This is a genomic window from Alloalcanivorax marinus (genome assembly GCF_016906305.1).
In the GTDB taxonomy this organism is placed as follows: Bacteria; Pseudomonadota; Gammaproteobacteria; order Pseudomonadales; family Alcanivoracaceae; genus Alloalcanivorax; species Alloalcanivorax marinus.
Window position 1 is genome coordinate 75,566 of sequence record NZ_JADDOL010000001.1, and the last position, 24,281, is coordinate 99,846.

The window sequence follows — 24,281 nt, forward strand, 5'->3', positions numbered from 1 at the left end:
TACGCTAACCGCCGGGCCCGCCGCCGGCACGGCTGATTCGCGACCCGCCACCGGTTAATTCAGGACCCGGACCACAGACCATGACCCACACTCCCACGGTGACCGTGCATTTCTCCCAGGCCATTCTCCAGGCGGCCCGGCGCCTGGGCCTGCGCCTGCCGGAGGAATGGGCGGCACCGACCCATCAGGACCGGGTGGATCTGGCGCACCAGGATCGGCTCTGGGATCACTTTTGCCAGGCCGCCGACGATCCGCTGGTGGGGCTGGAACTGGGGCTCGCTTTGCAGGTGGGCCATCTGGACACCGCCGGCATGATCCTGATGAGTTGCGAGACCGTCGGCGAGGCCCTGGACAGCCTGCTGGATTATCACCCCATCGTCGGCGAGGGCGGCGACTTCCTGGTGGCCGACGACGGCCCACGGGTGGCCGTTCGTTACCGGCCACGCTACGCCACCCGCCGCCCGGAACGGGTGGAGGCGGTGCTCGCCAGCCTGCTCAATCTGACCCGCTGGAGCACCGGCCATGCCTTCCGGGCCGAGGCGCTGACCCTGCGCCACGCGGCCCTGGACGCGCCGCGACGTTACCGGGAACGGCTCGGCGTGCCGGTGGTGTTCGAGGCGCCGCACAACGCCCTGGTGTTCGAGACGGACCAGCTGCATCTACCGCTGGTGCACGCCAATCCGGCGCTGTGCCGCCATCTTCGCGGGCTGGCCGATGAACTGCTGGCGCGGCTCGACGATCGCGCCTTGAGTGCCCGGGTGGGCGCGCTGATCCGGGAGCATCCCGGCTGGGGCAAAGAGCGCATCGCCGACCGGTTGGGCATGAGTGGCCGGCACCTGATCCGCCGGCTGGCCGACGAAGGCACCAGCTTCAAGCTGCTGCGCGATACGCTGCTGCGGGAACGGGCCGAGCAGGCCCTGCGCGACGGCCGCCGGGTGGCGGACCTGGCCGCGGAGCTGGGGTTTTCCGACGAGAGTGCCTTTACCAAGGCGTTCAAACGCTGGACCGGCGAAACGCCGGCCCGTTTTCGCGCGCGCTAGACGGCCGCCAACGCCTGTTCGATGTCGGCCAGGATATCGTCGATGTGCTCGATGCCGATGGACAACCGCACCAGGTCGGCGCTGACGCCGGCGGTGCGCAGTTCGTCGTCGTTGAGCTGACGGTGGGTGGTGGTGGCCGGGTGGCAGGCCAGGGACTTGGCGTCACCGATGTTCACCAGCCGCTTGATCATGCCCAGGGCATCGATAAAGCGAGCGCCGGCCTCGCGGCCGCCGTCGATGCCGAAGCTGAGAATCGACGCCGGCACGCCGCCGTCCATGTAACGCTGGGCCAGGGCATGGTCCCGATCGCTGTCCAGGCCGGCGAAATTGACCCAGGCCACCTTGGCGTGGTTCTTCAGGTACGCCGCCACCTTCATGGCGTTCTCGCAATGCCGCTCCATGCGCAGGCTCAGGGTTTCGATGCCCTGCAGCAGCAGGAAGGCGTTCATCGGCGACAGGGCACCGCCGGTGTTGCGCAGCGGCACCACCCGGGCCCGGCCGATAAAGGCCGCCTCGCCCATGGCCTCGGTGTAGACCACGCCGTGGTAGCTGGGATCGGGCTCGTTGAAGGCCTTGAAGCGCGGATTGTCCTTCCACGGAAAGCGACCGGAGTCGACGATGGCGCCGCCCACGGTGGTGCCGTGGCCGCCCATGTATTTGGTCAGGGAGTGCACCACGATGTCGGCGCCGTGCTCGAACGGCCGGCACAGGGCCGGGGTGGCCACGGTGTTGTCGACGATCAGCGGCACGCCGGCATCGTGGGCCACCTTGGCCAGACCGGCCAGATCCACGATGTTGCCCGCCGGGTTGCCCACCGACTCGCAGAACACCGCCTTGGTGTCGTCGTCGATGGCGGCGGCGATGGCGTCCAGATCACGGCCGTCGGCCATGTGCACGCGGATGCCCATGTTCGGCAGGGTGTGGGCGAACAGATTGTAGGTGCCGCCGTACAGCTGGCTCACTGAAACGATGTTGTCGCCGGCCCGCGCCAGGGTCTGGATGGCGGCGGTGATGGCGGCCATGCCGGACGCCATGGCCAGGGCGCCGATGCCGCCTTCCAACTGCGCCACCCGCTCCTCCAGCACCGCGTTGGTGGGGTTCGTGATGCGGGTGTAGATATTGCCCGGCACTTTCAGGTCGAACAGGTCGGCGCCGTGCTGGGTGTCGTCGAAATAGTAGCTGGTGGTCTGATAGACCGGCACCGCCACGGCGTGGGTTTCCGGGTCGCCGGCGAAGCCGCCGTGGATGGCGATGGTTTCTTTTTTCATGGGGGTCCTCGTTCTGTTGTTATTTCAGCGGGGGCTCCGGCCAGAAGCCGAAGTCGCGGGGCAGGTCATTGAGATTGGTATCGAACACCGGGTCACGCTTTTCCAGAAAGGCGGGAAACCCGTCCTTGCCGTCCCAGAATTCGTTGGACCGGTAGATCAGGCGGGTTTCCACCGCGTGGGCCCGCATCGGGTGGTCGAACACCGGATTGCGCCACAGCATCTGTTTGGCCAGGGCCACCGACACCGGGGAGCTTTTGGCCACCAGTTTGTGGGCCAGCTCACGGGCCGCGTCGAGCACCGACTCCTTATCGTGCAGGCTGCGGAACAGGCCCGCTTCCAGACCTTCCTCGGCCAGAAAAATATCGCCGCTGTAAACCCACTCCAACGCCTTGTGCATGGGCACCAGGCGCGGCAGGAACCAAGACGAGCAGGCCTCCGGCGTCAGGCCCCGCTGGCTGAATACGAAGCCGATCTTGGCGCCGTGGGCGGCCAGCCGGAAATCCATGGGCAAGGTCATGGTGATGCCGACACCCACGGCGGCGCCGTTCAGGGCGCCAATCACCGGCTTGCGGCAATTGAAGATGGCCAGGGAGACCTCGCCACCGGAGTCGCGGATGGTATCCAGGGGCGGCGTCTCGCCCTCGGCGTCGTCGTAACCAAACACATGGCCGCCGTCTTCCGGCTGCATTTCCATGCCGGCGCAGAAGGCACGGCCCGCTCCGGTGACGATCACCGCGCGCACTTCGTGGTCGCGGTCCGCCTCGCCGAAGGCATGCACCAGCTCGTCCTTCATACGCAGGGTAAAGGCATTGAGGCGGTCCGGGCGGTTCAGGGTGATGGTGAGAAGGGGCGCCGCCCGCTCCACACGGATGTGCTGATACTCCATGATGATTCCCGAGTCTGCTTTTGTTATGCGGGGTCCAGGTGCTCGACCCGGACCGGGAAGGCCCTAGCATAGCGGGAAGGCAGGGTGTCGAACATGGCACGCAGGGTGCGATTGAGGTGCGGCTGGTCATAGAAGCCGGCCGCCAGCGCCAGGTCGGTCAGGCTCATGCCGTCCCGCCACAGGGTCAACGCGCGCTGACATTTGAGGTGCAGTTGAAAGCGTTTCAGATTGACGCCCAGTTCCTGCCGGAACAGATGCCGGAAGCGGGATTCGGACAGGCCCACCGCCACCGCCAGCTCGGCGCCACCCACCTCGCCGTCGCCGCGCCGCAGGCTCAGGCAGGCGGTACGCACCCGGGGGTCCAGTGGGCGCGGCTCACCGGCCTGCAAGGCATCGCGCAGGGCCAGGGCACCGGGCACCGACGGGGCCGCCGCCAGAGCCCGCAGGGCCGCCGCGAAATCCGGGTGGGCGGCGAGTGGGAACTCGCCCCCCGGGCCCTGCAGGCGCAGCGCCCGCCAGGCCCGGTGATCCGGGTCCAGGTGCAGCACCGCCACCGGACCGTCACTGCTCAGGGCCTGCTCCACGTCCGGCGCCGCCCACACCGCCTCGGCGGTCACCCCGTGCCCGGCCAGCTGCACCTGAATCGGCGCCGCCAGCCCCACCAACAGCGACGCGGCCACATGACGGTGGGGCCGGTTGTGCAGGTGCGGCGCCAGCATGCACCACCCGCCTTCCCACAGGTACAGGGGCGAGCGGGGAACCGGCTTGCTCATCGGGTCAGGACGGCCGGCCGTGACCCGGCGTGCGGCTGAGCCCCAGTTTATAGAGCACTTCCAGGCTGACGAAGATCGGCCCCACCAGCAGGAACACCAGATCGTCCACGAAGGAGGGTTTCTTGCCTTCCACCTTGTGGCCCCAGACCTGCACCGCCCAGGCCACCAGCCACAGGGTCAGGGCGGTCCAGCCCAGTGGCAGCGGACCCCGGTCCAGCGCCACGATCAGTGCCAGGGACAGCAGCAGCCACCCCAGCATCATCAACGACACCCCCAGGGAAAGGCGCAGATAGAAGGGCATGCACAACAGCGCCAACAGGGTGCCGCCGTTGACCCAGTAGGCGGCGGCGTCCAGGCCCAGCCACCGGCCGACCGGGATCAGCCAGAAAAGGCCCAGCGTGGAGAAGAAAATCACTGGCACACAGACGATGTGTACCCACTGATTGATCGGGTGGCGATGGCTTTCGCCGTAGTCGCCAAGAAAGGTGGCCAGATCACGCATGGCGGTCACTCCTTTTTTATTGTTCAGTCATACGGATGGCTCTAACACTAGCGTGCCAGGTCTTCGCAAACTTGTACGAAGCGGTCAACTCCAGTGGCTGTCGTTGAGGGCGCGCAACACCACCCGACGGGTCAGCAGCCCGACCAGCCGACCGCCGTCACGATCCAGCACCGGATAGATCTTCGGCTTCTGCTTGACCATCATCTCGGCGATGTCCACCACCGAGTCGGTTTCCCGCACGGTGAGCGGCTCATCATGCATCAGTTCTTCCACCCGCACGGAGCCCTCCTGGTGGTAGCTGGTGACCAGCAGACGGCGCAGGCAATCCTGTTCGGAGACGAAGCCGATCACCCGGCGCTCGCGGTCCACCACCGGCAGCCCGGAATAGCGGCTCTGCAGCAACGTCGCCACCACCGTGTTCAGCTCGGTGCCCGCCTGGATCGCCATGGGATGACGCACCATCAGATCCTTTACCAACAACGAAGCCATTGTCGCTCTCCTGATTTTCCCACCGGGGTTTCAATTCCTATACCATTTTGACTATAGCACCGGCACCACGCCGGGTGACGCTCCGCTTTCCGATTCATACAATAACGCCTTTGCCTGGCAAGGAACGCAACATGGGGTTTTCCTGGCCGCGGGCGCCGCGGGAACTGGCCGAGGCCCTGCTTGCCTTTTACGGGGCACCGGACACCACCGGCCATCTGGCCGGCAACCTGCTGTCGTTGCTGGCCGCCGGCCTGGTGTTCTGGTTGGCGGCGCGGCTGGGCCGCCGCGCCCGCGCCGGCCTTTTGGCCCTGCACGACCGGGTGCTGCGCCTGGGCAGCGAGAAACGCTGGCTGTGGAACCTGAGCCGGCTGGTGGCCGGTCTGGCGCCGCTGCTGCCGTGGCTGATTCCGGCCGCGCTGCTGGCCCTGGCCACGCCGCTGCTGGCCACCTCCCCGTCCACCCGCTGGGTGTTCCTGGCCCTGCCGCTGGCCTGGCTGTATGTGCTGTTCGGTGTGCAGTGGCTGGCCGGGGAATGGCTGGTGCTGCGCGTGGCCCAGGCCGCCGGCGAGTATGTGCAGGGCGATCAGGCGCGCACCGCCGGCCAGCGGGCCCGTCGGCTGTCCCAGCTGCTGCTGGTGCCCTGGGCGCTGTTTCTGGTGGCCGCCCAGGCCCAGCCGCAAGGCGCCATGCACACCGCGCTGACCGCCCTGGTGGCGGCGTCCCTGTACGCCGCGGTGGCCCGGCTGCTGGCGCCACGGGCCCGTGAGTACGTGCTCTGTTTGCAGACCATTCTGCCGTCGTCCCTGGACCCGCTGGCCGAGCGCCTGCTGCGCCCACGCTGGTTCCACTGGACCGCGCCGCTGCTGCTGCCGGTGGCGCTGGTCTATTTCGTTACCCGCTACCTGGACCGGCTGTTCGCCGGCTTCGACGGCTACCTGCGCCTCAAGGCGCGCTGGTTCCGGCTGCGCAACCGCGGCGACGAGGACGAGGATGGCGCGCCGCTGGACGAGAGCGAGGCGGCCCGGGCCTATCAGTCGTGGTTCGCGGCGGAGTTGCCCGGCGACGAGCCCGCGCCCTTTATCGACACCGGTCTGGAGGACGCCATCGCCAAGGCGGTGCAGCGCTGGCGGGACGACCGCAGCGATGACAACACCCTGCTGGTCACCGGTGAAAAAGGCAGCGGCAAGAGCCTGACGGTGGCGCATCTGAGCGAGCGCCTGGCCGAATCGGACCCGGCCCTGCGGGTGGTCCGTCTGGCGGTGCCGCCGCGCACCGTGGCGCCCCAGGCGGTCACCGCCCTGGTCGCCGAGGCTCTGAACGAGGCGCTCGATGAAGGCCCCGCCAGCCTGGTCCGCAACGACGGTGAGCGCCCACCCACCTTGCTGGTGCTGGACGAGTGCCAGAATACCTTCCTCTCCAGCATCGGCGGATTGGACGGCTGGCGCGCCTTGCTGCGACTGACCAACGCGCGGCTGGACAATCTGTTCTGGCTGGTGCTGATCAACAACCAGAGCTGGGCCTATCTGTGCAATGTGTTCGGGCGCGAATACCAGTTCCGCAACGTGGTGCGGGTAAAGCGCTGGAGCCCCACGGAGATTCGTTCGCTGATTCTTTCCCGCCACCATCGCAGCGGCCTGAAGCTGCGCTATGACGAGGTGCTGCTGTCGTCCCGCGGCCCGGAGGCGGGCAATGTGCGCAACGCGGAACAGCGCTATTTCAGCCTGCTGTGGGACGCCTGCCGGGGCAACCCGATGACCGCCCTGAAACTGTGGCTGAGCTCGGTGAAGGTGGGCCGCCGGGAGGTGCTGGTGGGGCTGCCGTCATTGCCGCCGTCGGCAACGGTGGAAAAATCCGGCGAGAATCTGCTGTTCGTGTACGCGGCCATCGCCACCCATGAGAATCTGTCCGGCGATGAGATCGTCACCGTCACCAACCTGCCGGAAAACGTGGTGCGTTATGCCTTGAAGGCGGGCTTCGACGCCGGTTTCATCCGTTCCAGCGAGGGCGACGGCCGCTATCGGCTGGTGCCGCTGTGGTACCACACGGTGATCCACCTTCTGACCAGGAAGAATCTGCTCCATGAGTGACAGCGGCGACCTCGTCAACGACCTGGCCACGGTCATGGATCTGTTCGACGTCTATGTGATCCTGCTACTGATCGTCGGCATCGGGGTGCTGTGGGCGCTCAACTGGGGGGTGCAGCGGCTGGGGCGCAATCTGATGGAACGGGTCCCCGCCCGGCGCTTCCTGATTCTGCAGTTCACCACCCTGCTGGGGTTCGCCATCTACACCCTGGGCACCGGCGCGCTGTTGATCGGCGTGCTCAACCCGCCCCGCGAATTCGTGCTGGCCGCCGCCGGTTCCCTGGCCGTGGCCCTGGGGTTCGCGCTCAAGGATGTGGTGGCCTCGCTGGTGGCGGGCCTGTTGCTGCTGTTCGACCGGCCCTTTCAGGTGGGTGACCGCATCACCTTCGGCGACACCTATGGGGAAATCGTTTCCATCGGTCTGCGCGCGGTGCGCGTGCAGACGCTGGACGACAATCTGGTGACCATCCCCAACGCCCTGTTCATCACCGACGTGGTCGCCTCCGGCAACGCCGGGGAGCTGGACATGATGGTGGTTACCGACTTCCACGTGGGCCTGGACGCGGACCTGCAGGCGGCCCGGGACATCATCGAGGAGGTGATCGTGACCAGCCGCTTCGCGTTTCTGAAAAAGCCGGTCACCCTCGCCATCGAGGAGGTGCCGGTGGCGGAATACCTGGCGGTGCGGCTGCGCGCCAAGGCCTATGTGCTGGACGTGCGTTACGAGAAGGCGTTCCAGAGTGACGTGGTGTTGCGCGTCACCGGCCTGTTCCGGGAGCGGGGCATCGCCCGCCCCCGGGAACTGCGCGGCGGAGACTGATCCGCCTCAGGCGGCCTCGGCCAGCTCCGGCCGGTCCAGCATCACCGCCAGTCTCGCCAGCGCACGCTGACGCACGGCGCGGCTGTCTTTCTTCTCCGGGTGAAAACCCGGCTTGTAGTAGGCCAGATAGGAACGGCCCAGACGGCGCAGCCAGCCGGGCTTGCCCAGCAGCCAGTTAACGCCGTTGAGCACCGAGCGCAGATCGCGCTTGTCGTCCATGTCCCGGCGCAGCTGGATGTAGTGGAAGATGGTGAAGCCGATGAACTCCACGGTGGTGAACGCCATCTCCGAAGTGCGCACCCAGTAGTTGTCCACCTGGTCGCGATAGACGTCGAACGCCACCGCCTTGTGTTCGCTTTCCTCGATGGCGTGCCACAGCCACAGCGGCAGCATGCGCTCATCCATGCCTTCCAGGAATTCCGGTTCCTCGAGCATCAGCTCGGCCAGCATGGCGGTGAAATGCTCCAGCGCGCAGGTCTTGGCCAGTTGCCGCTCCGGGGAAAATTTCTTGGCGATCCACTTCATCCCTTCGTGCACATAGTCGTGCACCTTTTGGGTGGGCACGCCCTTGCTTTCCATGAAGGTGTTGAAGTGTTCGTGCTCGTTGCCGTGGTGCGCTTCCTGACCGATAAAGCCTTTCACCCGTTCGCGCAGGTCCGGATCGGTGATCCGTTTCTGGTAATGGCGCACGGACCGCACAAAAAACCGCTCGCCTTCCGGGAAGGTGCAGGACAGGGCGGTCAGCAGCAGCGTCTTGAACTGATCGTTGGCGAACCAGTAACGGGGGATGTCCGGATCGAAGGTGAAGTCCATTCTCCGTGGCTGGATCTCACTTCGGTTAGTGCGTCGAATCGGGGCTTGAGCACTCATGGCGGTGGCACCTGTGGCGGAACGGCGTATTGATACGGTTTTGCAATATGCGTCACCCGCGCCCGCGCGGGCCAGTGCAGGTCGCGCCATTTTCCCGCGCCATTGCGGCCCGGGCGGCACGACGGCGATCAGGCCGTCTTGCCATCCGGGCGGATGCGATAGGCCAGCGTGTACAGCACCGGCACCACGATCAAGGTCAGAACGGTGGCGAAGCCGAGACCGAACATGATCACCGCCGCCATGGATTTGAAAAAGGCATCGAACAGCAGCGGCACCATGCCGAGAATGGTGGTGACCGCGGTCATGCATACCGGCCGCACCCGCGTGACGGAAGCGTGTATCACCGCATCCAGGGCCGCATTGCCTTCATTCATCTCCAGCTTGATCTGTTCAACCAGTACGATGCCATTCTTCACCAGCATGCCGCTCAAACTCAGGAAGCCGAGCAGCGCCATGAAGCTGAACGGGGCATTGAACACCAGCAGACCGATGGTCACTCCGATGATCGCCAACGGCACGGTGGCCCAGATCACCAGTGGTTGGCGTAAACTGTCGAACAGCAGAATGGTAATGATGAACATAAACAGATAGCCCATCGGCACACTGGCGAACACCGCGGTCTGGGCGTCCTTGGTGAGTTCGTATTCACCACCCCAGCTCAATTCATAGCCCCTCGGCAATGCCAGCGCCTCGATCTCGGGACGAATGCGGCGCAGCACCTGGTCTCCGGTTTCCCCGCCCAGCACCGCCGGCTCGGCCTGCACCGTAAGGGTACGCTTGCGATCCCGGCGCATGATCAGACCGTCTTCCAATTCCGTGTCGAAACCGGACACCAACTGTCGAATGGCAATGTAATCCTCAAGCACCGGCGACCAGACCTGCACCTGGTCCAGGTTGTTCGCGCCAAGACGCTCGGTGTCCGGCGGGCGGGCGATGATCGGCAGAAGATCCGCGCCGTCCCGATACAGGCCCACGTCCACGCCCGAGAAGTTCATCGCCAGCGCCTGCTCCAGATCTTCCCGGCTGACGCCGGTGCGCCGTGCCTGCGCCTGTTCAAAGCGCGGTTTGATGACTTTTTCCCTTTCGCGCCAATCGTGGCGGATACCTTCCAGACCCGGGTCGCGGTGCATGATCTCTTCCACCTTCACCGCCAATCCACGCAATACCTCCGGGTCCGGCCCGGATAACCGCGCTTCGATGGTGGCGTTGGCGGTGGGTCCGATCATCAACCGTTTCATCTTGGTGAACGCCGACGGGTGCGATTCACCCAGCCGCTCCTGAAGCTTGCTGATCACCCCGTTGATGTTGTCGCGTTCATCCACTTCCACGATCAACTGAGCGTATGAGGGATAACGTCGTTCCGGGAAATACGGCAGCATAAAGCGCTGGGCACCCTGCCCGATGGTGCTGGTCACCGAGGTGACATGGTCGGTTTCCAGTAACGTTTCTTCCAGTTGCTGAACGCCATCCTGCGTGGCGCGGATATCGCTCCCCTGAGGCAGCCAGTAATCGACCAGGAAAATGGGCGTATTGGAAGGCGGGAAGAACGATTGCTTCACCAGTCCGAAGCCGGCCACGGCCGCCACCAGCAGCAGCACCATGAAAAGCAGGGTAAGCACACGATGATGAATGGAGCGTTGCAACAACCCCCGGTAAAGACGGAAGAAGCGTCCCTTGTAGGGGTCCTCGCCGACGTCCTCGCCGTGCGTCTTGGCGGTCCGGTTACCGGTAAACAGCATGTCGGCGAAGAATGGGGTCAGTGTTATGGCCACGATCCAGCTCAGCATCAGCGACACCAGCAGCACCCAGAACAAACTGTTGGTGAACTCCCCGGACGCGTCACTGGATAGCCCGATCGGCGCAAAGGCGGTGATGGCGATCACCGTGGCACCGAGCAAGGGCCAGGCGGTCTGGCGGACAATCTCGGCGGCCGCCGCCACCTTGGACAGGCCGCGTTTAATGCCCACCAGAATGCCTTCGGTGATAACGATGGCGTTGTCCACCAACATCCCCAGGGCGATGATCAGGGCGCCCAGAGAGATACGCTGCAACTCGATGCCCATCACCGCCATGACGATGAAGGTGCCGAGAATGGTCAGCAGCAGAATGCCGCCCATCAGCACGCCGGAACGCAGCCCCATGAACAGCAGCAGTACGCCGATAACGATCATCACCGCCTGGGCCAGGTTCCACAGGAAAGAGCCCACGGATTCATCCACTTCGGCGGGCTGGTCGTACACCGTGGACAGGTCCATCCCCGCCGGCTGCCGGTAGGACAGTTCCTCCAGGCGCTGGCGGACACGCTCGCCGACATCCACCACATTCACCTGTGGCGCGAACGAAATGCCCAAGGTAAGCGCCGGTTTACCTCCATGGCGGTAGAGATGATCGGGCACCTCCTGGTAACCACGCTTGATGTCCGCCACATCGCTCAGATACACCAGTTGTTCCGCGCCGGGTTCCGAGATCAATAGATCGCCCAGGCTTTCCACCGAAGTGAAGGCCCCGTCCGGTGCGATGCGAAGGTGTTCATCGTCCACCCGGACACGCCCGGCGGGATTGATGGCGTTCTGGGTATCCAGCAGCGAAAAAATCCGCTCCGGACTGATCCCCAGATTGCTCATCCGGCTCCGTGACAGCTCCAGAAATACCTGCTCCTGCCGCTGCCCCGCGACCTGTACGCGGCCTACGCCCTCGACCAGCACCAGTTCGCGGGTGAGTATGTCCGCGTAATCCTGGAGATCCCGATAGGAGTAGCCATCGCCGGTCAGGGCCAGCAGGATGCCATAGACATCACCGAAATCGTCGAGGACCTGGATTTCGCCGACTCCGGGCGGCAGGCGGGCCTGAATATCATGGGTCTTGCGGCGCAGCTCGTCCCAAATCTGCTTGAGCTCCTTTTCCCGATATATCGGCTTCATCTCCACGGTGATCTGGGACAGGCCGGCGCTCGATATGGACGTTACATAATCCACATAAGGCAGGCTCTGGATTTCCTTTTCCACTGGCAGAGTGACTTCCTCTTCCACCTCCAGGGCGGAGGCGCCGGGGTATTCGGTATTGACCAGCGCCGTCTTCAGCGTGAACTCCGGATCTTCCAATTGCCCCAGCTGGAAAAAGCTCACCACGCCGCCCACCAGCAGCGCCACGGCGAACAGCCAGCTTACCACCCGGTGCCGGACAGCGTACTCGGCGATGCCCATCACAACCCCCGCTCGCGGGTCAGCTCGCGGACCTCCTGACCCTCCTCCAGGCGGTGCACGCCGGCGCTCACGACCCGGTCGCCCGGCTTCAGGCCATCCAGGATTTCCACGCCCGAGCCGGTCACTTCACCCAACATCACGCTTCTCGCATGCACGGTGCCGGCCTCCGGGTCCAGACGCCAGACCCGGGCACCTTCCTGCCCATCCTGATTGAAGACCGCCCCCACCGGCACCCGGGCACGGGCGCGCCCGCCATTGCTCAATCGGCTCTCATCGACCCAGACCTCCGCGCTCATGCCCGGCAGGACCGCCAGCGCCTCCGGGGTGGGGAGCGTGACCACCACCGCATAGGCCTGGGTTGATCCGGAACGGGCTTCATGTTCTCGGTAAACAGCCGGAAAACGCTGATCCGGCAAGCCCGGAAAGACCACCTCCGGCTGGAAATTTCTGTCCAGCGGTGCCGCCCGGGATATGAAGCTTTGCGAAACGGAAAACCGCACATCAATGGTGGCACTGCTCTGCAGGTTCACGACCGGTTCCTGAGCCTGCACGAATTGATGGTTTTCCTGCTCGGTGCTTGCCACCACGCCATCGTAGGGAGCGATCAGACGGGTGTAGGAGAGATTGTCCCTGGCCAGCTTGAGCGCCGCCTGCGCCTGACGATAACGTGTCGACAACTCGTCAAGTTCGGAATCGGCAATCACGCCCCGTTCCGCCAGGGCGCGGCCACGCTGGTAGTTCTTTCCCGCCAGTTCCGCATCCGCCCGGCTTCGCTCCAATTCATTCTCGAAATCCTGGGGGTCGAGTCGGGCCAGCAGCGTCCCTTTCTCGACGCGTTGGCCATCCTTCACCGGCAGTTCCACCAACTGACCCGAGACGCGAAAGGCGAGCTGCGAGCGTTCGGTGGCCACCACCCGGCCGGGGTAGCGACGCCCGCTGTCACCGCTTCTGTCCACGGTGACAAGCTTGACCGGTACCGGTGCACTCTCCGGCCGCTGTGCCGGTTCTTCGCATCCCGCCAGCCCCAACAGCACCATCACCGCCATCAGGACCTGCCCGGTTCTCTCCTTCATCACGCTCTCCCTTCAATATCCATGGTCCGACTTGCGCGGCCCGGTGGGTCACCGAATAAACAAAACCGAAGGGTTCAATAATGCCAGAAGGGCGCCGATGATAAGAGCCCGATCAATACCGAAAATGCCTTTTATCGTGACCTTATGGTCACTTCCCGTTAACTTGACGATCACGCTATTCCGACCAAATAAAAGGCCGGCGTGAGCCGGCCTGAGAGGTCGAAGCGGACGAGGGCAAAGCGAGCGAGGGTCAGTCGCCCAGGTGGGCGGACAGCATCCAGGCGGCTTTTTCGTGCAGCTCGATGCGGTCGCTGGCGATGGCGGCGGACCCCTCGTCCTCATGCTGGCCGGCCAGCTTCAGCACCTTGTTGGCGCGCTCGGCCACGGTGCGGTGATCGGCGGTCAGGGTCTTGAGCATTTCGGTGGCGTCCGGGTCGCCTTCGGCGTCCTTCACGGTGGACAGCTTCGCGAACGCGGCATAGCTGCCCGGCGCCTTGCTGCCCAGGGCGCGAATGCGCTCGGCGATGGTGTCCACGGCGGTGGCCAGCTCCGTGTACTGCTCCTCGAACAGAAGATGCAGGCTGTGGAACATGGGGCCGGTCACGTTCCAATGGTAATTGTGGGTCTTAAGGTACAGGGTGTAGCTTTCGGCAAGCAGCTTGCTCAGCTCGTCGGCCACCTCTTTGCTGTGTTCAATCATCGCGATTCCTCCTTTGGCGATTGGACTTATACCTGAATAGAATGCCTCCGTTTTCGGATTAAACAAGGCCCGTGTCGGGCTATCGCAGCGATACCTTGATCTCATGACGGCGCTGCCTTTACAAGGCGGCGGTCACCAGCAATGATTCGCCCTTTCGGGCATGTTCCGGACCGACGAACCAGGAGCGAACCTTGACCACACAGCAGGCCGCCACGATGGACGATTATGCGCCGTTCGAGGAGTTCCTCAACAGCCTGACCCATGGCATCGGCCTGGTGCTCAGCGTGGCCGGCACGGTGCTGCTGGTGGTGGCCGCCAGCCTGCTGGGCGACCCCTGGAAGATCGTCAGCTTCAGTGTGTTCGGCGCCACCCTGGCGTTGCTCTACGCGGCCAGCATGCTCTATCACGCCAGCCGCGCGCCGCGCTGGCGGGCGATTTACAAGATGCTCGACCATTGCGCCATCTTCGCGCTGATCGCCGGCACCTATACCCCTTTTCTGCTGGTCAACATGCGCGGGCCGGTGGGCTGGACCCTGTTCGGCGTGATCTGGGCGCTGGCGGCCACCGGCATCGTCCTCAAGCTGCTGTTCGGCAACCGCTATAAACTGGCCCGGGTGGGCATTTATCTGGCCATGGGCTGGCTGGTGCTGTTCGCCTCCGGCGAGCTGCTGGACAGCATCGACCCGGCCGGCTTTCGCCTGATTCTGGCCGGTGGCATCACCTACACCGCCGGCGTGGTGTTCTATCTGGCCGACCGGCTGCCTTACAATCACGCCATCTGGCACCTGTTCGTGGTGGGCGGCAGCGTGTGTCACTTCTGTGCGGTCTATTTCAGCGTTCTGCCCGCCTGATTCCCGGCTTGCGGAGACCCGGCAATGAACGTGGATTGGTCCGTTTTCACCCCCTGGAGCGCCCTGGCGGGCGGTCTGCTGATCGGCGCCGCCGCCGGCGGTCTGTGGTTATTGATCGGCCGCATCGCCGGCATCAGCGGCATTCTCGGCGGCCTGCTGGCCCCGGTGCCGGGGGACTGGCGCTGGCGGCTGGCGTTCCTGGCCGGCCTGTTGGTTTCTCCCTGGCTGTATCTGGCGGTGGCCGGCCCGGCCCCGGTGCGGGTCAGCGCGTCCTTGCCGGTGCTGATCCTGGCTGGCCTGCTGGTCGGCTACGGCACCCGGCTGGGGTCCGGCTGCACCAGCGGCCACGGCGTCTGTGGCCTGTCGCGCTGGTCGCTTCGCTCGCTGGTGGCCACCTTGCTGTTCATGGGCGCCGGCTTCGCCACGGTCTATGTGACCCGGCATCTGCTGGGAGCGGCCTGATGAAAACCCTGGTGGCGTTTCTGGTGGGGCTGGTGTTCGGCCTGGGGCTGCTGATTTCCCAAATGGCCAACCCGGCCAAGGTGCTGGGCTTTCTGGATCTGGCCGGCGCCTGGGACCCGTCCCTGGCACTGGTGATGGGCGGCGCCGTGGCGGTGGGGGTAGTGGCGTTCGGGGTCTCCCGGCGCTGGCGTCAATCGCTGCTGGGAGAGCCCATGCGCGGCCCCACCGCCACCCGGCCGGACCGCCGGTTGGTGGTCGGCGCGCTGCTGTTCGGCGCCGGCTGGGGGCTGGCGGGCTTCTGTCCGGGCCCGGCTCTGGTGGCCGCCGGCGCCGGCCACGGCGAGGCGCTGATCTTCGTGGCCGCCATGCTGGCCGGCATGGGCCTGTTCAGGCTGCTCGGCCCCCGCTGACCGCTCCTAGAGCAGCGCCTCGATGTCGTCGGCCAGCTTTTCCGGCTTGTCCTTGGGCGCGTAGCGCTTCACCACCCGACCGTCCCGGTCCACCAGAAACTTGGTGAAGTTCCACTTGATGCCCTCGGTGCCCAGCACGCCGGGCGCCTCCGCCTTCAGGTAACGGAACAGCGGATGGGCGTGCTCCCCGTTCACGTCGATCTTCTCGAACACCGGGAAACGCACGCCGTAGTTCTTCTCACAGAAGGCACCGATCTCTCCGGAATCACCGGGTTCCTGATGACCGAACTGGTTACAGGGAAAGCCAAGCACTTCCAGGCCCCGGTCGGCGAAATTGTCGTACAGCTTTTGCAGCCCCTGGTACTGGGGCGTAAAGCCACACTTGCTGGCGGTATTGACGATCAACAGTACCTTGCCCTTGAAGTCGGACAAGGGCCGGGGCTGGCCGTCCAGGGTACGGGCCTCGAAATCGTACAAGGTGGTCATGGCGGGCTCCTTAAGGTGTCGAATCCGAGTATAGCCCGGACGCCGGCCCGGCGCCGTCGCTATCCACCGGCCCTACTCCGAGTAGAGCACCTCGACCAGGGCTTCGGCAGTGACCTTGCTGGACGGCGGGTTCTGGCCGGTGACCAGGCGCCCGTCGGTGACCGCGTGGGCCTCGAACTTGCCTTTGTTTTCGATGCGCGCGCCGAGCTCCGAGAGGCGCGTTTCGAGCAGGAAGGGCATGACCTCTTCCAGGCCCACTTCCCGCTCTTCCTCGTTGGTGAAGCAGGCCACCTTGCGACCCTTGACCAGCGGTACGCCGTCTTCGTCGCGGGCGCCAATCAGGGCCGCCGGCCCGTGACAGACGGCGCCCACCACACCGCCCTGGGCCCAGGTGCGCTGCAGCACACCGGCCACCAGCGGGTTGTCGGGCATATCGAACATGGCACCGTGGCCGCCGGGTACGAACACGCCCACGAAACCGTCTTCCCAGACCTCTTCCAGGGGACGGGTATCCTGCAGTTCGGCGATGGCTTCCCGCCATGCTTCTTTCTGATCGTCGTCCGGCACCGAGCGCGGATCGATGGGAATCTTGCCGCCGGTGGGGCTCGCCACCCGCACCGGAATATTGTTGTCCTTGAAGACCTGCCAGGGCACGGCGAACTCTTCCAGCCACAGGCCGGTCTGTTGGCCCTGCCCCATTTGTGACGCGCTGGTGACCAGCATCAGTAGCGGTTTATCCAGGTTCATAACAACTCCTTGCGCGATCTGGATGGCCGTGACGGTTCGCGGCCAGCTTTAGCTTGACGCTGACAGATTCGGCATCAAGATGGGATCAATACCCACAGCGTTGGGGGCGGCGGTACTGAATTCAACCGGCCCGCCTCGCGATGACCGGTCACGAACCAGGGACGCCGATGAACTGGGAACAATTACTGAACAAGGCCCGCCTGGGCGGTCGCGATGCCAAGGATGAAACCGGGCGCACCGCCTTTCTCCGCGATCACGACAAGATCATTTTTTCCGGCGCCTTCCGGCGTCTGGCCCGCAAAACCCAGGTGCACCCGCTGGCCACCAACGATCACGTGCACAACCGCCTGACCCACTCCCTGGAAGTGTCCTGCGTAGGGCGCACTCTGGGCATCCGCGCCGGCGAGCGGCTGGCGCGCCTGGGCCACCTGCCGGACACCGTCAACGCCACCGACCTGGGCGACATCGTGCAGTCCGCCTGCCTGGCCCACGACATCGGCAACCCTCCCTTCGGGCACACCGGCGAGCGTGCCATCCGTGCCTGGTTCCAGGAACGCGGCCAGCGCTATCTGGAATTGCTGTCGCCGGAGCAGCAGAGTGATCTGATCGACTTCGAAGGCAACGCCCAGGGGTTCCGCATCCTCACCAAGAGCGAGTACCACCAGTACGACGACGGCATGCGCCTGACCTACGCCACCCTGGCCACCTTTCTCAAGTACCCGTGGCTGTCGTCCCGGGCCGGGGAAAGCGGCGCCAAGCCGGGCAAGTACAGCGCCTTTCTGTCCGAGGCTGCGGCCTTCGACGAGGTGTGCCGGGCCACCGGCCTGCGTGAACTGGCGCCGGGCCGCCATTGCCGGCATCCGCTGGCCTATCTGATGGAGGCGGCGGACGACTTCTGCTACGCCATCATCGACCTGGAAGACGGCCTGGAAATGGACCTGCTGCACTGGGACGAAGTGTACGCCCTGCTGCTGCCGGCCCTGCCGGACAGCGCCGAGGTGCGGCGGCTGGTGCAGTCGGAGATGCGCGACGGGCGCAAGGCGGCGCTGCTGCGCGGCAAGATCATCGAGCGGTTCATCGAGGCCGGCGTGGAGGCCTTCGTGGCCAACCACGAGGCGCTGCTGGCCGGGCGCATGGAGGGCGACCTGCTGCACCATTGCGAGCCGGCGGTGCACGATGTGGTGGAAAATGCCAAGCAACTGGCCCGGGGCAAGGTGTTCGAGCACCCGCGCAAGATCGAACTGGAGATCGGCGCCTTCGAGGTGATGGGGGCGCTGCTCGACGGTCTGGTGGAGGCCGCCCTGTCCCACGCCCGGGGCACGGTGCGCAACTACCGCCACGAGCGCATCATCGACCTGATCGGCCGGCACAGTTTCCCGGACAAGCTGGACCGCCTGGATGATCGGGAACGGATTTATCAGTGCATCATGCGGGCGCTGGATTTCCTGTCCGGCATGACCGACAACTACGCCACCTATCTGGCCAAACAGTTCTCGGGCATGGCCGAAACCCGCTACTAAGGGAAGGGCCGGCGCCGCCAGTCGCCGCCGAACAGCACCCGCCCGGCGGGCGCCCGCCGGCGCCGGTATACCCAGGCTCGGCCCCAACCGGTGGGGATCAGCACCCGGCCGTAGTCGGCGGGATAACCCTCCAGCACATCCAGCCGGGCCAGGATCAGACGGCTAATGGCATATACCTCGCCGCGCACGGCGGTGCGCCCGCCCAGGGCCAGCACCGGATAGGGACCGGTATCCACCAGCCGGTACCGTGGCGCCGTGGTCCAGCCCCCCAGGTAGCGGCCACCGGCCAGCCATGCGTGGTTGGCCTCCCCGGCCAGCAGGGTGCCATAGACAAATACTCTCAACGGACAAGCACTCTCAATGATGCCGCACCAGCCACCCGGGATGCGTTAACGGCGGGTTGCCGCCGGGTAACCGACCGCACCGATAGGTGGCATTTTGCTATCAGGCTGTCGTTGCCTTCAGCGGTTTGTGAGATAGTTCCCCTGGGGGAACAACACGATCTGGGGGAAACCATGGAAGCATCCAATGTACTTCCATACCGGGGGGCCGCCTACGAGGGTCTGTTGGACACGCTCTATGCCACGCCCACGGACCCGCAATGCTGGCCGGCCTTTCTTGAACAACTGGTAGGTGTCAGCCGCTCGCGCTCGGCGCGGCTGCTGGTCATGGACACGGCGGCGCGGAAGGTGATCTCCAGCGCCAAAGTGAACATCGACGACGGCGCCCACCGAAACTATGTGGACTACTTCGTCAACGCCTGCCCCTGGCGCCCGGAGTTACAGGACAAACCGGGCGGCCGCCTTTATTCCACCTATCTGGATTTCTCCTGCCGCCAGAAGCGCTTCTACGGTACCGAGTTCTATAACGACTGGGCCCGGCAACTGGATATTCACCACGGAGTCTGCGGTACCGTCCACCAGGACCAGGACCACACCATCCAGTTGCTGGTGCAACGCACCGGCGGCCAGGGCCCCTACACCCAGCCGGATACCGCCTGGTTCAACCACCTGGTGCCCCATGTGCGCCGGGCAATCGAACTCAACCGCCACGGGCAACGGCTGCGCTGGCAGCGGACGGCGGCGTCGGTTACCGGTTGCCGGCCCTACGCGGTGGTGGGCGCCCGGGGCCGGGTGGAGTATCTGTGCGAGCGGGCGCGAATCCTGGTGGCCAACGAGCCCCAGCTGCTCCACCACAACGGTCGCCTGACCCCGCGCCCGCCCCGGCTGCGCGATCACTACCGGCGATTGCTGCACGGCGTGCTCGCCGGCGCCGGCCGGGGCTGGGGCCATGCCGGCGGCGCCCTGGCGATACCGCGCCCGGGCCAGCGCCCGTTAGTGTGCGTGGTCAGCCCGCTGGCGCCGGAAGTGGCTCGCGCCCTGCTGCCCGACGGGGGCCGGGCGCTGATCTATTTTCATTTGCCGGAACAGGAAGGCCGGGTGGACGAAAGCCAGCTGGCCGCCCTGTTCGACCTTACCCCGGCGGAAGCCCGCGTCGCCCGGGGCGTGGCGGAGGGCCTCGATCTCGACGCCCTGGCGCGGGCACGGGGGGTTTCGGTACAGACGGTGCGTGCCCAGCTCAAGGCGGTGTTCCGCAAAACCGGCACCTCACGGCAGAACGAACTGGCCGCCCGCATTCTCAAATCCCCGGCCCTGCGACCGGCTGAAGCGGCGCCCATCACCCTGCCCCATGGCGGGCCGTAACGGGCGCTAGTCGATCAGCGGCAGCCGGTGTTCCAGGGTGGCGGCCCGTACCGCGTCGGGAATGCGGATCTCGGTGGCCAGCGGCAGGTGGTCGGACAGGCGGCAGTCGGTAAGCACGCGGGTGTGGCGCACCTCCAGACCGGGGGACACCAGGATATGGTCGATGTGCCGGTCCGGCGCCCAACTGGGGAAGGTGAACAGTTCCCCTTCCAGCGGGCTCAGCTCCAGCTCGGCCATGGGCGAGTGGGTCAGGTGCTCCAGGCGGCAATTGAAGTCGCCCATCACCACCGTGTAGCGGTAGGGCCGCAACAGGGCGCCCACGTAGGCCAGCTGGGTATTGCGGATTTTCTCGCCCAGGGCCAGATGCACCACCGCCACCACCAGGGGTTCCACCGGGTGCCCGAACTTGATCAGGATGGCGCCCCGGCCGGGCAGGCCCGGCAGGGTGTGGTCCTCCACCGCGAACGGCGTGAGGCGGCTCAGAAAGCCGTTGCTGAACTGGCCCAGACGCCCCAGATTGCGGTTCAGCTGCTGATGCCAGAACGGAAAGTCCGCCAGCGACGCCAGGTGCACCAGCTGGTTCACGTTCCGTGAGCGCAGGCTGCCGCCGTCCACTTCCTGCAGGCCGACCACATCGAAATGACGCACCACGTCGGCGATCTGCTCGATGGTCTCGACGCTGCGCGGGTGCGCCACCAGATGCTTCCAGCTGCCAGTCACATAGTCGCGGAAACGACTGGTGCCGATGCCCGCCTGGATATTGAAACTGAGCAGCTTGATGCTGTCGTCCGGCAGCGTCACCTCACGGACACGGCGGGTGCGCCGGTGGCCCTGACGGGCGAAGGAAAAGCCCGCCGGGCGGGCTCTCCAGCTTTGGTAGGCGATACGGGCGCGATCCAGCAACATCGGGCGTGGGCTGCCTATTTGCTCTCTTTCGCCACCAGATAATCGATGACGTCGAACATTTCCGCGTTGCTCTTCAGGCCTTCGCGCAGCACCAGATACTTGCCATTGACCACGAAGGAGGGCACGCCGCGAATTTCGTAATCGCGGGCCAGGGCGTCACCCTGGCGCAGCTTGGTGGACACCCCGAAGGAGCCGTACAGCTGATTGAATTCGTCCTTGTCGACCCCGAACTTGGCGAAGAAATCCGCCAGCGCGGTGGGGGTGAACAACGGTTCCCGGTGCTTGTGGATGGCGTCGAAGATCGGCTGGTGCACCTCGCCCACCATGTCCAGCACCTCGGCCACGTAGTAGGCCCGGGCCAGCGGCTCGGCGTTGCGCAGGAAGGTCACCGGGGTACGCACGTAGTCCACGTTGTCCGGCTTGTTCTCCAGCCAGTCGTCCACCAGCGGTTCCAGGGCATAGCAATGGGGGCAGATGTAGGAGAAGAACTCCCGCACTTCCACCTTGCCGGGCGCGGCCACGTTGCCCTGGGTGTCGAGTACCTTGTAATGGGTCCCTTCCGCATAGCGTGCGTGATCCCCACCGGCTTCCGCCGCCACGGACGTACCGGCCAGGCCCAGCCCCACCAGCAGCGCCATTGCCGTCATCAGCTTACGCAACATGAAATTCTCCTTGTTGTCCACTTGGTCCACTCTGTGACCGCGCGGGGCGGCAAACGCTCCCGGCGGCACGATCTTTCATTATGACGTCATAGCCGGGCTTTTGCCCACGCCGGCTTTTCGTAAAAATCGTGCAAAAAAAAGGCAGCCAGAGGCTGCCTTTCTTTGATCGGGCGATGGGCGCTTACTCCGCCGCGGCCTGATCCTCGGACAGGCCGGCCACGAAGCTGGCCACGGCCTTGATCTGAGCGTCGCTCATCTTGCCGGCCACGGTGCGCATCATGGCCTGGGGATCGTTGTCGCGCTTGGCCATGTCGCCGATGGACTCGTTGCCGGCGGCGCGGAACGCCTTCAGCTGCGCTTCCACATAGTCGGCGTGCTGACCGGCCAGGGCCGGGAAGCCGGCGGCGTCGACGCCCTGACCCGCCGGGCCGTGACAGCCGGAGCAGGCCGGGATGCCGTTGCTCACATCACCGCCCCGGTAGAGGCGCTCGCCCTGCTCCACCCAGTCGGGGCTGGCCTGACCGGTGGTGATTTCCTGCCCGGCGAAGTAAGCCGCCAGATCCTGCATGTCCTGATCGCTCAGGCCGGCCGCCTGGGCCTGCATGATGGCGTTTTCGCGGGCGCCGGACTTGAAGGCGTGGAGCTGCTCCACCAGGTATTTCTCACCCTGACCCGCCAGGCTCGGGTACATGCCGGACGGAGAGTTGCCGTCGGGGCCGTGGCAGGCGGCGCAGGGCTGGGATTTTTCCTTGCCGGCTTCCGGATTACCCTGGGCCAGCGACAAGGGAGCGACCGCCAGGGCGGTCAGCAGCACGATCAGCTTGAAACACTTCATGGCCTTTCCTTCAAAAACAGCGACTTACTTCGACATGTATTCGATGAGAGCGCGGTATTCTTCGTCGGAGCAGTCCCCGCACATGCCGCCCGGCGGCATCGCGTTGTAGCCCTCTTTGACATGCTTGACCAGGGTGTCCATGCCTTTTTCGAGGCGCGGTTTCCAGGCGGCCTGGTCACCGGTCTTGGGCGCGCCGGCGGCACCGCTGGAGTGGCAGTAGGTACAACTTTGATCGTACCGTTCCTTGACGGCGTCGGCCTGGACGCCGGAGGTCAGGCTCAAGGTAAACACCAGGGCAAGCCCTGCGATCAGACCTTTCATGCGGTATCTCCCCGTGGAGCTGGCGACATGCTGGCTTTTATTCTGCATTGAGTTGCTGTAGAACGTCCGCCACGCGGCGAACGCGCGACGGCGCGCATTATATACTAGAGGTCCGCTCCCGTCATATGCCTTATTAAGGGTGCGGGTTTTCCGCCCTCCCGGACCACAGCGAGACCATCATGCCCCAGGATCCCACCCAGCGCCTGCTGCACCAGGCCCACTTTCTGAAAAGCGCCCAGACCGTGGAGCAATGCCCGCCGGACGAGGGGTTCGAGGTGGCTTTCGCCGGGCGCTCCAACGCCGGCAAGTCCAGCGCCATCAACCGGCTCACCGGCCAGCGCGCCCTGGCGCGCACCTCCAAGACCCCGGGACGCACCCAGCTGCTCAACTTCTTTGAGCTGGACGAACAGCGCCGTCTGGTGGACCTGCCCGGTTACGGTTACGCCAAGGTGGACAAGCAGACCCGCATGCAGTGGCAGCGTCACCTGGACGACTACCTGGCCCGCCGCCGCTGCCTCACGGGGCTGGTGCTGCTGATGGACATCCGCCACCCGCTCAAGGACTTCGACCGGCTGATCCTGGACTGGTCCGCCCAGGCCGGCATGCCCCTGCATCTGCTGATCACCAAGGCGGACAAGCTCAAGTTCGGGGCCGCCAAAAGCACCTTGCTGCAGATCCGGAAAACCCTGAAGGACCACCCGGCACCGCTCACCGCCCAGTTGTTCTCCGCCACCGCCGGCACCGGCTGCGACGAAGCCTGGGCCCGCCTGGGCGACTGGCTGCGGGTCCCGCCGGACGAAAAACCGTCCGCCTGACCCGTTCTGTCACACGTTCGACGTTTTTCGGCACTACATTGATGCCCGTCAACGCGCCTCCGCATCGAGGCGCGATAATGCAAGTCTTTGATTTAACGTCGCTTTTCGTTGTTCCAAGCGTTATTGCGCGGCATTGGCCGATAACGGCACAGCCTTTGCACCATTGGTGTTGGAAGGAAAGGGGAAAAGCCCGGCCCGGAGCCGGCGCCTGCTTTTCAGCAGGCAAAAAAAATCCCTGGCAGCAAGTGGGGGGAAGGGAACGACTGCGCTGCCAGGGAGGCTTGCCGCCCCGGCCTCCTGGGGGAGAGGCCGGGGTGTCCAGAAGCTACGAACCGGTGAGGGTACTGGGGGATCGGGGGTACCGGTCCGTAGCCATTAGTTAGGACTGGCCGCCATTCAAAAAAGTTTCCGGGCGGTTCGACCTTTTACAAATTTAATCTTTCCCTGCAATTTACGCCTCGGCGCGCGCCCGCGCCATCCTCACCGTACCGCCGGCTCGGACGGCGGTCTCCTTGTTGCCTTACTGTTTCCAGGGCCGCCCGCGGGTGTCCTCGCGGCGACGCAGCTGCCGGTGCATGGCCGCCTTGGCCAGCATGTGCGCGGACACCGGCGCGGTGATGAACAGAAACAGCACGATCAACAGTTCCTGGAGCCGCAGGGACTGCTCCTGCCAGGAAAAGAACAGCAGCGAGGCGAAGATGGTGCCACCCACGCCCAGGGTCGACGCCTTGGTGGGGCCGTGCAGCCGCAGATAGAAGTCGGGCAACCGCGCCAGCCCGAACGAGCCCACCAGGGCGAACACGCCGCCCACCAGAATGGCGGCGCTGACCAGAAACTCAACCAGAGTGTCCATAA

The 24,281-nt window shown here is 65.2% G+C and carries 26 protein-coding genes; 9 read left to right on the forward strand and 17 right to left on the reverse strand.

Features of this window, described 5'->3' with window-relative positions:
- Positions 1-80: 80 nt before the first annotated feature.
- Entirely contained in the window at positions 81-1,040 is a 960-nt protein-coding gene (locus tag IM760_RS00395; protein ID WP_204426575.1) for an AraC family transcriptional regulator, read from the forward strand.
- On the opposite strand, the gene IM760_RS00400 is transcribed toward IM760_RS00395, so the two are convergent.
- From IM760_RS00400 to IM760_RS00420, 5 genes are all read right to left on the reverse strand, one after another.
- Positions 1,037-2,308 carry an O-acetylhomoserine aminocarboxypropyltransferase/cysteine synthase family protein gene (locus IM760_RS00400; RefSeq protein ID WP_204426576.1) on the reverse strand — a complete coding sequence of 424 codons (1,272 nt, stop codon included), beginning with the start codon at positions 2,306-2,308 and terminating at the stop codon, positions 1,037-1,039. The genes IM760_RS00395 and IM760_RS00400 overlap by 4 nt on opposite strands.
- Positions 2,309-2,327: 19 nt before the next feature.
- Complete coding sequence (locus IM760_RS00405; RefSeq protein ID WP_204426577.1) at positions 2,328-3,194, reverse strand: crotonase/enoyl-CoA hydratase family protein; 867 nt, start codon at positions 3,192-3,194, stop codon at positions 2,328-2,330.
- Between the two features lie 23 nt (positions 3,195-3,217).
- Positions 3,218-3,967 carry a helix-turn-helix domain-containing protein gene (locus IM760_RS00410; protein ID WP_239549525.1) on the reverse strand — a complete coding sequence of 250 codons (750 nt, stop codon included), beginning with the start codon at positions 3,965-3,967 and terminating at the stop codon, positions 3,218-3,220.
- A gap of 4 nt (positions 3,968-3,971) precedes the next feature.
- Positions 3,972-4,469 (reverse strand): Mpo1 family 2-hydroxy fatty acid dioxygenase, encoded by a 498-nt coding sequence (locus IM760_RS00415; protein ID WP_204426578.1) that lies wholly within the window; start codon positions 4,467-4,469, stop codon positions 3,972-3,974.
- An 84-nt stretch (positions 4,470-4,553) separates the two neighbouring features.
- Positions 4,554-4,958 (reverse strand): CBS domain-containing protein, encoded by a 405-nt coding sequence (locus IM760_RS00420; protein WP_204426579.1) that lies wholly within the window; start codon positions 4,956-4,958, stop codon positions 4,554-4,556.
- Positions 4,959-5,089: 131 nt separating this feature from the next.
- Between IM760_RS00420 and IM760_RS00425 the strand changes: the two genes are divergently transcribed.
- Positions 5,090-7,045 (forward strand): ATP-binding protein, encoded by a 1,956-nt coding sequence (locus IM760_RS00425; protein WP_204426580.1) that lies wholly within the window; start codon positions 5,090-5,092, stop codon positions 7,043-7,045.
- A complete protein-coding gene (locus IM760_RS00430) occupies positions 7,038-7,862 on the forward strand; it encodes a mechanosensitive ion channel family protein (protein ID WP_204426581.1) in 825 nt (274 codons plus the stop codon). Before IM760_RS00425 ends, IM760_RS00430 begins: the two co-directional genes overlap by 8 nt.
- Before the next feature lie 6 nt (positions 7,863-7,868).
- Here the strand turns inward: IM760_RS00430 and IM760_RS00435 are convergent, their stop codons facing one another.
- The 4 genes from IM760_RS00435 to IM760_RS00450 form a co-directional block, all read right to left on the reverse strand.
- Positions 7,869-8,675, reverse strand: a complete 807-nt coding sequence (locus IM760_RS00435) for a metal-dependent hydrolase (protein WP_239549526.1) — start codon at positions 8,673-8,675, stop codon at positions 7,869-7,871.
- 185 nt (positions 8,676-8,860) lie between these two features.
- Entirely contained in the window at positions 8,861-11,935 is a 3,075-nt protein-coding gene (locus IM760_RS00440) for an efflux RND transporter permease subunit (RefSeq protein ID WP_204426583.1), read from the reverse strand.
- Positions 11,935-13,008 carry an efflux RND transporter periplasmic adaptor subunit gene (locus tag IM760_RS00445; RefSeq protein WP_204426584.1) on the reverse strand — a complete coding sequence of 358 codons (1,074 nt, stop codon included), beginning with the start codon at positions 13,006-13,008 and terminating at the stop codon, positions 11,935-11,937. The genes IM760_RS00440 and IM760_RS00445 overlap by 1 nt, the downstream gene beginning before the upstream one ends.
- A gap of 250 nt (positions 13,009-13,258) precedes the next feature.
- Positions 13,259-13,708: a Dps family protein gene (locus IM760_RS00450; protein WP_204426585.1), complete on the reverse strand. Its 450-nt coding sequence runs from the start codon at positions 13,706-13,708 to the stop codon at positions 13,259-13,261.
- Between the two features lie 215 nt (positions 13,709-13,923).
- On the opposite strand from IM760_RS00450, the gene trhA reads away from it, so the two are divergent.
- Genes trhA through IM760_RS00465 form a run of 3 tightly spaced genes read left to right on the forward strand, consistent with a single transcriptional unit; the run spans position 13,924 to position 15,431 of the window.
- Positions 13,924-14,559, forward strand: a complete 636-nt coding sequence (gene trhA, locus IM760_RS00455; RefSeq protein WP_204426793.1) for a PAQR family membrane homeostasis protein TrhA — start codon at positions 13,924-13,926, stop codon at positions 14,557-14,559.
- A 24-nt stretch (positions 14,560-14,583) separates the two neighbouring features.
- A complete protein-coding gene (locus tag IM760_RS00460; RefSeq protein ID WP_204426586.1) occupies positions 14,584-15,021 on the forward strand; it encodes a YeeE/YedE family protein in 438 nt (145 codons plus the stop codon).
- The gene (locus tag IM760_RS00465) at positions 15,021-15,431 is read left to right on the forward strand and encodes a DUF6691 family protein (protein ID WP_204426587.1); all 411 of its coding nucleotides are present in this window, start codon (positions 15,021-15,023) and stop codon (positions 15,429-15,431) included. Before IM760_RS00460 ends, IM760_RS00465 begins: the two co-directional genes overlap by 1 nt.
- Before the next feature lie 6 nt (positions 15,432-15,437).
- Here IM760_RS00465 and IM760_RS00470 read toward each other — a convergent pair whose 3' ends face one another.
- Entirely contained in the window at positions 15,438-15,917 is a 480-nt protein-coding gene (locus tag IM760_RS00470) for a glutathione peroxidase (RefSeq protein ID WP_204426588.1), read from the reverse strand.
- 72 nt (positions 15,918-15,989) lie between these two features.
- Entirely contained in the window at positions 15,990-16,664 is a 675-nt protein-coding gene (locus IM760_RS00475; protein WP_204426589.1) for a type 1 glutamine amidotransferase domain-containing protein, read from the reverse strand.
- Between the two features lie 167 nt (positions 16,665-16,831).
- Here IM760_RS00475 and IM760_RS00480 point away from each other — a divergent pair, with 167 nt between their 5' ends.
- The gene (locus IM760_RS00480) at positions 16,832-18,184 is read left to right on the forward strand and encodes a deoxyguanosinetriphosphate triphosphohydrolase (RefSeq protein ID WP_204426590.1); all 1,353 of its coding nucleotides are present in this window, start codon (positions 16,832-16,834) and stop codon (positions 18,182-18,184) included.
- Here IM760_RS00480 and IM760_RS00485 read toward each other — a convergent pair.
- On the reverse strand, positions 18,181-18,528 hold the full coding sequence (locus IM760_RS00485) for a gamma-glutamylcyclotransferase family protein (RefSeq protein WP_239549527.1): 348 nt from the start codon (positions 18,526-18,528) through the stop codon (positions 18,181-18,183). The two genes, IM760_RS00480 and IM760_RS00485, sit on opposite strands and share 4 nt — an antisense overlap.
- A 171-nt stretch (positions 18,529-18,699) precedes the next feature.
- Between IM760_RS00485 and IM760_RS00490 the strand changes: the two genes are divergently transcribed.
- Positions 18,700-19,887, forward strand: coding sequence for a helix-turn-helix transcriptional regulator (locus IM760_RS00490; RefSeq protein WP_204426591.1), 1,188 nt, complete (start codon positions 18,700-18,702; stop codon positions 19,885-19,887).
- A 6-nt stretch (positions 19,888-19,893) separates the two neighbouring features.
- Here the strand turns inward: IM760_RS00490 and IM760_RS00495 are convergent, their stop codons facing one another.
- From IM760_RS00495 to IM760_RS00510, 4 genes are all read right to left on the reverse strand, one after another.
- A complete protein-coding gene (locus IM760_RS00495) occupies positions 19,894-20,793 on the reverse strand; it encodes an endonuclease/exonuclease/phosphatase family protein (RefSeq protein WP_204426592.1) in 900 nt (299 codons plus the stop codon).
- 14 nt (positions 20,794-20,807) lie between these two features.
- Positions 20,808-21,455 carry a thiol:disulfide interchange protein DsbA/DsbL gene (locus IM760_RS00500; protein WP_204426593.1) on the reverse strand — a complete coding sequence of 216 codons (648 nt, stop codon included), beginning with the start codon at positions 21,453-21,455 and terminating at the stop codon, positions 20,808-20,810.
- A 181-nt stretch (positions 21,456-21,636) separates the two neighbouring features.
- The gene (locus tag IM760_RS00505; protein ID WP_204426594.1) at positions 21,637-22,290 is read right to left on the reverse strand and encodes a c-type cytochrome; all 654 of its coding nucleotides are present in this window, start codon (positions 22,288-22,290) and stop codon (positions 21,637-21,639) included.
- 24 nt (positions 22,291-22,314) lie between these two features.
- Complete coding sequence (locus IM760_RS00510) at positions 22,315-22,611, reverse strand: c-type cytochrome (protein ID WP_204426595.1); 297 nt, start codon at positions 22,609-22,611, stop codon at positions 22,315-22,317.
- Between the two features lie 179 nt (positions 22,612-22,790).
- On the opposite strand from IM760_RS00510, the gene yihA reads away from it, so the two are divergent.
- Complete coding sequence (gene yihA / locus IM760_RS00515) at positions 22,791-23,426, forward strand: ribosome biogenesis GTP-binding protein YihA/YsxC (RefSeq protein ID WP_204426596.1); 636 nt, start codon at positions 22,791-22,793, stop codon at positions 23,424-23,426.
- 520 nt (positions 23,427-23,946) lie between these two features.
- Here yihA and IM760_RS00520 read toward each other — a convergent pair.
- Entirely contained in the window at positions 23,947-24,279 is a 333-nt protein-coding gene (locus IM760_RS00520) for a Na+/H+ antiporter subunit G (RefSeq protein ID WP_204426597.1), read from the reverse strand.
- Positions 24,280-24,281: the final 2 nt, after the last annotated feature.

Coding starts and splice junctions, on each gene's coding strand:
- IM760_RS00450 (WP_204426585.1), bottom strand. CDS start 13,708: ATGATTGAACACAGCAAAGAGGTGGCCGACGAGCTGAGCAAGCTGCTT.
- IM760_RS00425 (WP_204426580.1), top strand. CDS start 5,090: ATGGGGTTTTCCTGGCCGCGGGCGCCGCGGGAACTGGCCGAGGCCCTG.
- IM760_RS00415 (WP_204426578.1), bottom strand. CDS start 4,469: ATGCGTGATCTGGCCACCTTTCTTGGCGACTACGGCGAAAGCCATCGC.
- IM760_RS00465 (WP_204426587.1), top strand. CDS start 15,021: ATGAAAACCCTGGTGGCGTTTCTGGTGGGGCTGGTGTTCGGCCTGGGG.
- IM760_RS00395 (WP_204426575.1), top strand. CDS start 81: ATGACCCACACTCCCACGGTGACCGTGCATTTCTCCCAGGCCATTCTC.
- IM760_RS00480 (WP_204426590.1), top strand. CDS start 16,832: ATGAACTGGGAACAATTACTGAACAAGGCCCGCCTGGGCGGTCGCGAT.
- IM760_RS00495 (WP_204426592.1), bottom strand. CDS start 20,793: ATGTTGCTGGATCGCGCCCGTATCGCCTACCAAAGCTGGAGAGCCCGC.
- IM760_RS00400 (WP_204426576.1), bottom strand. CDS start 2,308: ATGAAAAAAGAAACCATCGCCATCCACGGCGGCTTCGCCGGCGACCCG.
- IM760_RS00470 (WP_204426588.1), bottom strand. CDS start 15,917: ATGACCACCTTGTACGATTTCGAGGCCCGTACCCTGGACGGCCAGCCC.
- trhA (WP_204426793.1), top strand. CDS start 13,924: ATGGACGATTATGCGCCGTTCGAGGAGTTCCTCAACAGCCTGACCCAT.
- IM760_RS00445 (WP_204426584.1), bottom strand. CDS start 13,008: ATGAAGGAGAGAACCGGGCAGGTCCTGATGGCGGTGATGGTGCTGTTG.
- IM760_RS00435 (WP_239549526.1), bottom strand. CDS start 8,675: ATGGACTTCACCTTCGATCCGGACATCCCCCGTTACTGGTTCGCCAAC.
- IM760_RS00490 (WP_204426591.1), top strand. CDS start 18,700: ATGGAAGCATCCAATGTACTTCCATACCGGGGGGCCGCCTACGAGGGT.
- IM760_RS00475 (WP_204426589.1), bottom strand. CDS start 16,664: ATGAACCTGGATAAACCGCTACTGATGCTGGTCACCAGCGCGTCACAA.
- IM760_RS00430 (WP_204426581.1), top strand. CDS start 7,038: ATGAGTGACAGCGGCGACCTCGTCAACGACCTGGCCACGGTCATGGAT.
- IM760_RS00500 (WP_204426593.1), bottom strand. CDS start 21,455: ATGTTGCGTAAGCTGATGACGGCAATGGCGCTGCTGGTGGGGCTGGGC.
- IM760_RS00440 (WP_204426583.1), bottom strand. CDS start 11,935: ATGGGCATCGCCGAGTACGCTGTCCGGCACCGGGTGGTAAGCTGGCTG.
- IM760_RS00405 (WP_204426577.1), bottom strand. CDS start 3,194: ATGGAGTATCAGCACATCCGTGTGGAGCGGGCGGCGCCCCTTCTCACC.
- IM760_RS00520 (WP_204426597.1), bottom strand. CDS start 24,279: ATGGACACTCTGGTTGAGTTTCTGGTCAGCGCCGCCATTCTGGTGGGC.
- IM760_RS00410 (WP_239549525.1), bottom strand. CDS start 3,967: ATGAGCAAGCCGGTTCCCCGCTCGCCCCTGTACCTGTGGGAAGGCGGG.
- IM760_RS00510 (WP_204426595.1), bottom strand. CDS start 22,611: ATGAAAGGTCTGATCGCAGGGCTTGCCCTGGTGTTTACCTTGAGCCTG.
- IM760_RS00505 (WP_204426594.1), bottom strand. CDS start 22,290: ATGAAGTGTTTCAAGCTGATCGTGCTGCTGACCGCCCTGGCGGTCGCT.
- IM760_RS00420 (WP_204426579.1), bottom strand. CDS start 4,958: ATGGCTTCGTTGTTGGTAAAGGATCTGATGGTGCGTCATCCCATGGCG.
- IM760_RS00460 (WP_204426586.1), top strand. CDS start 14,584: ATGAACGTGGATTGGTCCGTTTTCACCCCCTGGAGCGCCCTGGCGGGC.
- yihA (WP_204426596.1), top strand. CDS start 22,791: ATGCCCCAGGATCCCACCCAGCGCCTGCTGCACCAGGCCCACTTTCTG.